Below are 3,744 nucleotides of genomic sequence, written 5' to 3'. Positions count from 1 at the left end.
CTGGTTGATGCGATGTATGAGCATAAAACCAAGCTGATCTGTGCGATTGAATGCGACCCTGCCGAGATCTACACCGATGGCGACTATTCGTTCGAATTCCAGCGCACGGTGTCGCGCATGACCGAGATGCGCAGTCAGGAATATCTCGATATGGCGCATCTGACCTGATGGTCCTGGTCGGGGAATGGCTATTTCCGATCAATTGGCGGGAATTGCCGCTTTCGAAGATGGATGGGTAGTCAAAGACTGACCCGTGCGCAACGACTCCGATACGGCGATTTTGAATCCGCCGCAATTATTCGCCATATGGGTGCTTATCTTCACTTGAATCTTGCGTTTAACGCAGGGGAAACGCTGATTCACGCAAAATCCGTCATATTAGAAGTTTTCTCGCCCCCGAGCGGATCGCATGGCTGATAGCTATTTTGCGCATTGCTGCGTTGGTGTAATCCGGTTCATACGCCCGAATTCGCAGCAAAGGCGCAGACTGCCTTTCATTTAGGCAGGCCTCAATCGTAAACCAGCTTTGGTTTTGCTGGACATTTGCCTGTCTTCGCAGTTGCAGCGTGAATGGTTTTTAAGCGTTTAGACGTTAGTTGCAATAAACCCCGAAGCGGCGGTTTTCCTCGTAAAAACAGTGGGGTTTCCCCTTGTCATTCGTGGCGATTCAGTTTACGACACTCGATGTTTACGAACGATTATTTCGCGTTCGCAGGTTTAAATTTTCAATAGCGCTCCCAAGTTGAGTTTCGACCCCCAGGAAGCGCAATAGGGAAGAAGGTAACGGAATGGCCCGCAACAAGATCGCGCTCGTCGGCGCCGGCAATATTGGTGGCACGCTTGCTCACCTCGTCGGCCTGAAAGAGCTTGGCGACGTCGTCCTTTTCGACATCGTTGATGGCATGCCACAGGGCAAGTCGCTTGACATTGCTGAATCCTCCCCCGTCGACATGTTTGATGCCGACCTCAAGGGTACCAGTGACTACAAAGACATCGCAGGCGCGGATGTCGTCATCGTCACCGCTGGTGTTGCTCGCAAGCCGGGCATGAGTCGCGATGATCTGATTGGTATCAACACCAAAGTCATGACCCAGGTTGGTCAGGGCATCAAGGAACATGCTCCTGACGCTTTCGTCATTGTCATTACCAACCCGCTTGATGCGATGGTCTGGGTAATGCAGCAGGCAACCGGCTTCGATCCGAAGAAGGTTGTCGGCATGGCAGGCGTTCTGGACTCCGCACGTTTCCGTTACTTCCTTGCAGAAGAATTCGACGTCTCGGTCAAAGACGTTACCGCCTTTGTTCTGGGCGGCCACGGCGACACCATGGTCCCGTCGATCCGTTATTCGACCGTTGCCGGTATCCCGGTTCCGGATCTGATCAAAATGGGCTGGACCACGCAGGAAAAAATCGACCAGATCGTTCAGCGCACCCGTGACGGTGGCGCAGAGATCGTCGGCCTGCTGAAAAACGGTTCTGCTTTCTACGCCCCGGCTGCTTCGGCAATCTCGATGGCGGAAAGCTACCTCAAAGACCAGAAGCGCGTCATGCCGGTTGCTGCTTACCTGAGCGGTGAATACGGTGTTGACGGTCTTTATGTTGGCGTCCCGGTTGTTCTGGGTGCCAACGGTGTAGAACGCATCGTCGAGATCAATCTTGACGAGTCCGAAAAGGCAAACTTCGATAATTCCGTGAATGCAGTTCGCGGCCTTGTCGATGCTGCCAAGGGCATGCTCTAAAGAACGCGGAACGGGCTGGTCATCGACCGGCCCGTTTTTCAATCATTGTTGTTTTTCAAACTTCAATGATCGCGGGCCTCTTAACAAAGTCCCTCCCGCTCGTTAAGGGACATTGAAATCCAGATTTCTGACCCACCGGAAATCGTACGGAAGGCAAGAAAGCGACCGAACATGAATATTCATGAGTACCAAGCGAAAGAAATTCTTCGCAAATACGGTGTGACCGTGCCGAACGGCAAGGTTGCATATACCGCTCAGGAAGCCATCGAAGCTGCCCAGTCCCAGGCTGGCCCGGTTTACGTGGTAAAATCCCAGATCCATGCAGGTGGCCGCGGTAAAGGCACCTTCAAGGAAGCCAAAGCAGGTGACAAAGGCGGCGTTCGCGTCGTCAAGAGCCCGGAAGAAGTCGGCGAAAACGCTGAACAGATGCTCGGCTCCACCCTGGTCACCCACCAGACCGGCCCGGACGGCAAAGAAGTCAAACGCGTTTATATCGAAGAAGGCTGCGACATCGCACGCGAACTGTATCTGTCGGTTCTCGTTGATCGCGCATCTTCGCGTGTGATCTTCATGGCGTCGACCGAAGGCGGCATGGACATCGAAGAAGTTGCCGAAGCAACCCCGGAAAAGATCGTCACCGTTGACATCGATCCGGCTGCTGGCTTCTCGGGCTTCCACGGTCGCAAGCTGGCATTTGCCCTTGGCCTCGAAGGCAAGCAGGTTTCCAAAGCTGTCAAATTCATGTCGGCGATGTACCAGTGCTTCCTCGACACCGACGCAGCCATGGTTGAAATCAACCCGCTCGTCGTGACCGGCGAAGGCGACATCATCGCGCTTGATTGCAAAATGAACTTCGACGACAACGCCCTGTTCCGCCATGCGGACATCGAAGAGCTGCGTGACGAAGACGAAGAAAACCCGGCCGAACTCGAAGCTGCAAAACACAGCCTCAACTACATCAAGCTCGATGGTACCATCGGCTGCATGGTCAACGGCGCAGGCCTTGCCATGGCAACCATGGACATCATCAAGCTGTATGGTGGCGAACCGGCTAACTTCCTTGACGTTGGTGGCGGCGCGACCAAAGAACGTGTGACCACTGCTTTCAAACTGATCCTGTCGGATCCGAATGTTGAAGGCATCCTGGTCAACATCTTTGGCGGTATCATGCGTTGTGACGTGATTGCAGACGGCGTTGTGGCAGCAGCCCGCGAAGTCAGCCTGAACGTCCCGCTGGTCGTTCGCCTTGAAGGTACCAATGTCGAACTTGGCAAGAAGATCCTCGAAGAATCGGGTCTGCCGATTGTCTCGGCTGACAACCTTGCCGATGCCGCCGAGAAGGTGGTCAAAGCTGTGAAGGAGGCCGCGTAACTATGGCTGTTCTCGTCGATAAAAACACCAAAGTTATCTGCCAGGGTTTCACTGGTTCGCAAGGTACGTTCCACAGCGAACAGGCACTGGCATACGGCACCAAGATGGTTGGCGGTGTAACCCCGGGCAAAGGCGGCTCCAAGCACCTTGACCTGCCGGTTTTCAACACTGTTGACGAAGCGGTTCACGCGACCGGCGCGAATGCCTCGGTCATCTATGTTCCGCCGCCCTTCGCAGCAGATGCAATCCTTGAAGCCATCGACGCCAAAGTCGAACTGGCTGTCTGCATCACCGAAGGTATTCCGGTTGCTGACATGGTCCGCGTCAAGCGCGCGCTCGACGGTTCGTCGACCCGCCTGATCGGTCCGAACTGCCCGGGTATCATTACCCCGGACGAATGCAAGATCGGCATCATGCCGGGTCACATTCACCGCCGCGGTAAAATCGGTATCGTTTCACGTTCCGGTACGCTCACCTACGAAGCAGTTGCACAGACCACGGCCGCTGGCCTGGGTCAGTCGACCTGTATCGGTATCGGTGGTGACCCGGTCAACGGCACCAACTTCATCGACTGCCTCGACCTGTTCCTGAAGGATCCGGAAACCGAAGGCATCATCATGATCGGTGAAATCGG

General features: G+C 54.7%; 4 protein-coding genes. All 4 read left to right on the top strand.

Annotated features, from left to right (window positions below):
* Entirely contained in the window at window positions 1–168 is a 168-nt protein-coding gene (zapE, locus tag B2R48_RS20305; protein WP_349676140.1) for an AFG1/ZapE family ATPase, read from the top strand.
* A gap of 620 nt (window positions 169–788) precedes the next feature.
* Complete coding sequence (gene mdh / locus B2R48_RS01085; protein WP_062953897.1) at window positions 789–1,739, top strand: malate dehydrogenase; 951 nt, start codon at window positions 789–791, stop codon at window positions 1,737–1,739.
* Window positions 1,740–1,880: 141 nt separating this feature from the next.
* Window positions 1,881–3,110, top strand: coding sequence for an ADP-forming succinate--CoA ligase subunit beta (gene sucC / locus B2R48_RS01080; protein WP_255356084.1), 1,230 nt, complete (start codon window positions 1,881–1,883; stop codon window positions 3,108–3,110).
* A 2-nt stretch (window positions 3,111–3,112) separates the two neighbouring features.
* A partial coding sequence (gene sucD / locus B2R48_RS01075) for a succinate--CoA ligase subunit alpha (protein WP_296996757.1) occupies window positions 3,113–3,744 on the top strand: 632 nt, incomplete at its 3' end.

The organism is Thalassospira sp. UBA848 (assembly GCF_002295455.1).
Taxonomy (GTDB): Bacteria; Pseudomonadota; Alphaproteobacteria; order Rhodospirillales; family Thalassospiraceae; genus Thalassospira.
This window is presented reverse-complemented; position numbering and strand designations above follow the sequence as displayed.

Bases quoted from the DNA above. Each gene is read 5' to 3' on its own strand.
- mdh (WP_062953897.1), top strand. From the start codon at position 789: ATGGCCCGCAACAAGATCGCGCTCGTCGGCGCCGGCAATATTGGTGGC.